This is a genomic window from Sphingomonas sp. (assembly GCF_050725575.1).
GTDB lineage: Bacteria > Pseudomonadota > Alphaproteobacteria > Sphingomonadales > Sphingomonadaceae > Sphingomonas.
On record NZ_JBOHHW010000096.1, the window covers coordinates 1 to 3,781 of the forward strand.

The 3,781-nt window shown below is 63.7% G+C and carries 3 protein-coding genes; 1 reads left to right on the forward strand and 2 read right to left on the reverse strand.

Annotation, left to right across the window (positions count from 1 at the left end):
• Positions 1–214: 214 nt before the first annotated feature.
• Both ACRECS_RS27260 and ACRECS_RS27265 read right to left on the reverse strand, forming a co-directional pair.
• Complete coding sequence (locus ACRECS_RS27260) at positions 215–982, reverse strand: LytR/AlgR family response regulator transcription factor (protein ID WP_431586112.1); 768 nt, start codon at positions 980–982, stop codon at positions 215–217.
• 3 nt (positions 983–985) lie between these two features.
• A complete protein-coding gene (locus ACRECS_RS27265) occupies positions 986–1,984 on the reverse strand; it encodes a sensor histidine kinase (RefSeq protein ID WP_431586113.1) in 999 nt (332 codons plus the stop codon).
• A 250-nt stretch (positions 1,985–2,234) separates the two neighbouring features.
• Between ACRECS_RS27265 and ACRECS_RS27270 the strand changes: the two genes are divergently transcribed.
• On the forward strand, positions 2,235–3,781 hold a 1,547-nt coding region (locus ACRECS_RS27270; RefSeq protein WP_431586114.1), incomplete at its 3' end, for a hypothetical protein.

Sequence of the window (3,781 nt, forward strand, 5' to 3'; positions counted from 1 at the left end):
GATTATCGGCAGCATAAAAAGCGACGGCCCTCCCCCGGCCGAAGAGGTTTGGGGTGGCGCGCGACGGTGAGCGGTGAAGGCAATATGCGGCGAAAACCCGCTCGCGGCGCTTTGAACGGTCATGGGGAAATTCGGTGACAAGAATTCGGTGACAAGAATTCGGTGACAAGGCAGTCACTCCGACGGCCTCGTTACGCACGGTGGACGTGGTTCGCTAATCAGGGCCCAGCCCCATCACCAATGCGGTCGCGCGATCCTGGACTTGCTTCCGGCACCGGCGACTGAGCGGCAGGCGGCGTCCGTTTTCCAGCACGACCTCATAGTCGCCGGACCTTTGCAGTTCGATCGCGCGCATGCGGTCGATATTGACGACGGCCGAGCGATGGATCCGGATGAAACGGTCCGGCCCCAGCTCCTGCTCGAGCTCTGCCAGGCTGCGCCGGATGACGTGGGTGGCGTCGCCGACGTGGAGGCAGGCGTAATAGCCGGCCGCCTCGACCCAGTCGATGTCGGCGACATCGACAAACAGGATCTGGCCCGGGGATTTGACGATGAACCGTCCGGCGGGTCGATTTTGCACGCCGTAGCGCGCGATTTTCTCCTTGGCGCGGGCGAGCACGCTGTGGAAGCGTTCATCGTTGAAGGGCTTGAGCAGATAGTCCAGTGCGCCCACTTCGAAGGCCCGCAAGGCGTATTCATCGAACGCGGTGACGAAGATCAGGGTCTGGGGAACGTCGGCGCCGAGCGCCTCCAGAACATCGAACCCGCCGCATTCGGGCATCTGTACGTCGAGGAACACCAGGTCGGGCCTCGACTGCCGGATGATGCCGATCGCTTCCGCGCCCCCACCGCACTCCATGATCGATCCGATGTCGGGGTCGCGGCCGAGGAGGATGGTGAGGTTGCGCCGGGCCAGCGGCTCGTCATCCACGACCAGCGTCCGGACGGGGCGCCGGATGGGGTGATGGTCGATGGACGGCACCGGCTATGCTCCGTCCGGCGGCAATGTGACAATGACCTCCACCCCGGCACGTCCGATGCGCCGCACGCTCAATGCCGCATTCGTGCCGTAGAGGATCCGCAGCCGCGTCCGCAGATTGGCCAGGCCGACGCCATTGCCGTTGGTTTCCCAATCCGGCGGAAAGGCCGGGCCGTCATTATAGACGCTGAGACGCAGGGCCGGCCCGTCCCGGACGCTCTTCACGCGGACCTTGCCGCCGGCCGCCCTTTTGCCGAGCCCATGCTTGATGGCGTTCTCCACCAGCGGCTGCAGCAACAGGCTGGGCACCGTGAGATGCAGCGTGTCGGGCGCGATCTCGACGCTGAAGTGCAGCCGCTCGCCGAAGCGCGCTTGCTGAATCTCGATATAGCGTTGCAGATAATCGACTTCCTCGGCGAGCGCCACTTGCTGCCGGTCGCCATCCTTGATCGCATGGCGCAGGAATTCACTCAGGCCGACGATCATCCTGACCGCCGCCGCGTTGCAATTGTCGCGCACCAGACCCGAAATCGAGTGAAGCGCATTGAACAGGAAATGCGGCTCGAGCTGTCTGCGCAGCGCCGCCAGTTGCGCCCTGGACAATTCCTCGTTCAGGCGCGCCGTCTCGGCCGCCTGGCGTGCGATGCTGTCGCGGGACTCGACGAGATAGGTGATGGTGAGGATCAGCGCATAGGCGGCCAGGCAATTCACCGCCTGAAAGATGATCGTCGTGCTGAATGTATCCCAGAAGACCGGCAGGCGTTTATTGCGCCACGGGTTGAAGAGGACCTGCAGCGTCGCGGACCAGGCTTCGGCGCATAGCGTGATGCCGATCAAGGTCAGCACATGCGCGGTGATGCCGCGTACGCTGGGTATGCGGATGATCGGATAGCGCCGCGCAAGGCTGATGACGAACGGTGTCGCAAGCGCCCAGGGCAGCCATTTGATGAATTCGGTGAAGATCAGTTTCGGCTCGCCGCCATGCTTCCCTTCGGAATGAAGCATGAAGATCGACTGACACGTCTCGAAGGCCGCCGCGACGCACCAGAACGCCGCGATCCGCCACCACCGGATTGAGGATGCAGGCGTTTCAGATCCATTCATGGCGCCGGTTTACCGCAAAAACGGCGCGATGCTGCATCATTGCTGCACGGATGCAGCGAATGGCCGGTCCGCTGCATTAAGCGGTATCGGCTCCGGCCTTTGCGACCTCTAATCACCCAGCTCGACTGTTTCGGGGAAGAGATGTCGGGCCATGATCTGGAAAATCGGGATTGCCGCAGCCGCGCTGGTGGCTGCTCCTGCGGTGGCGCAGGACAACGCCATAAAGAGCGCCGAGGACGCCTTTGGCGAGCGCAGCGGGATTGAACAGGCAGGCCTGTACAGCGAAACCCAGGTCCGCGGCTTCGATCTCAACGACAGCGGTGGATACCGGATCGACGACGCTTATTTCAACCGGGCGTCGCCGCTGGACGACACCGTCTTGAGCGGTGTCAGCGTTCGCGTCGGTGTGAGCGGCGCGCGCCTCGCCTATCCGGCGCCGTCCGGTGTCGTCAATTACCGGCTTCGCGACGCGGGCCCGACGAATGAGCTGCGTCTGGGCGCGGGTTTTCGGGACTTCGGCACACGCGTCGTGCAGGGTGATTTTTCGCTGCGCACGGGTTCACTTGGCCTGGCCGGCGGGGTTCTGTGGCTACCCGACTCTCGCTATGCTCAGGGTTACCGGGGAAAGGCCCTGCGCCTCGGCGCCGTCGGATCGTGGGACATTGCGCCGGGTCATCGGCTGCGCGTCTTCGGGTCCTTGAATCGGCGGCACTATGATGGCGATTATTACATGATACCGATCGGGACCGCGCCACCCCCAAGCCTCAAGCAGCGGCACCAATATTCGCCCGACTGGGCCAGGACCGCCGCCGAAAACAGGAACTTCGGCCTCCTCTATCATGGCGGCGTCGCGGGCTTCGATATCGATCTGTCGGCATTCCGTTCGGTGTTCGACTTGAGCAACGTCGATATCACCCTGATCTCCGCCGACGCGAAGGGCGATGCCGTGGCGACGACCTATCGCAGCCCTGTCGGCGCCAAGCGCTCCGACTCTGCCGAGCTCAGGGTCGCCAGATCGTTCAAATCAGGCGATCTCAGCCACATTGTCACACTGTCCATGCGTGGCGGGCGTACCCGGAAAGACGTCTATTCGTATCTGCCCATTAGCCTTGGCGCATTCAATCTGCGCGGAGACGACCCTCCCGATCCACCCGAGCCGCTCTGGACCGGGACGAGGGGGAATGACCGGGTCAAGCAAGTCATTGCCTCCGCCGGCTATTCGCTCGCCTGGAAAGACGTGCTGCAGGTGCGACTTGCCGCCCACCGGACGCGCTATGACAAATCAGTGCTGACGATTGCCGGCGCGAGGTCGAGGCGCGTCTCCAACTCGACGCAATACAATGTCTCCGCCATCGCGAACCTGACCGTGCGCACCGCCATGTTCGGCAGCTGGGTCACCGGGCTTGAGGAGAATGGCTATGCCCCGGCCTCCGCGACGAACCGCGACGAAGTACTCCCGCCAGGCGATTCCGAGCAATTCGAGCTCGGTGTCCGTCATGGGCTCTCGCCTGGCCTGACCCTGATTGGCGCGGTGTTCGATATCTCCAAGCCGAGCGTTGGATTTCGAGCGGACGGCTCATTCGGGGAAGTCGGGCAGGTCCGCCACCGGGGGGCGGAAGCGTCGATCTCGGGCAAGCTGGACGCCAGGACCAACCTGGTCCTGGGCTCGGTGGCCTTCAGGTCCAGAGTGTCCGGGCC

Excerpts from the sequence above, each read along its gene's own strand:
- ACRECS_RS27265 (WP_431586113.1), bottom strand. The coding sequence starts at position 1,984 with ATGCTTCATTCCGAAGGGAAGCATGGCGGCGAGCCGAAACTGATCTTC.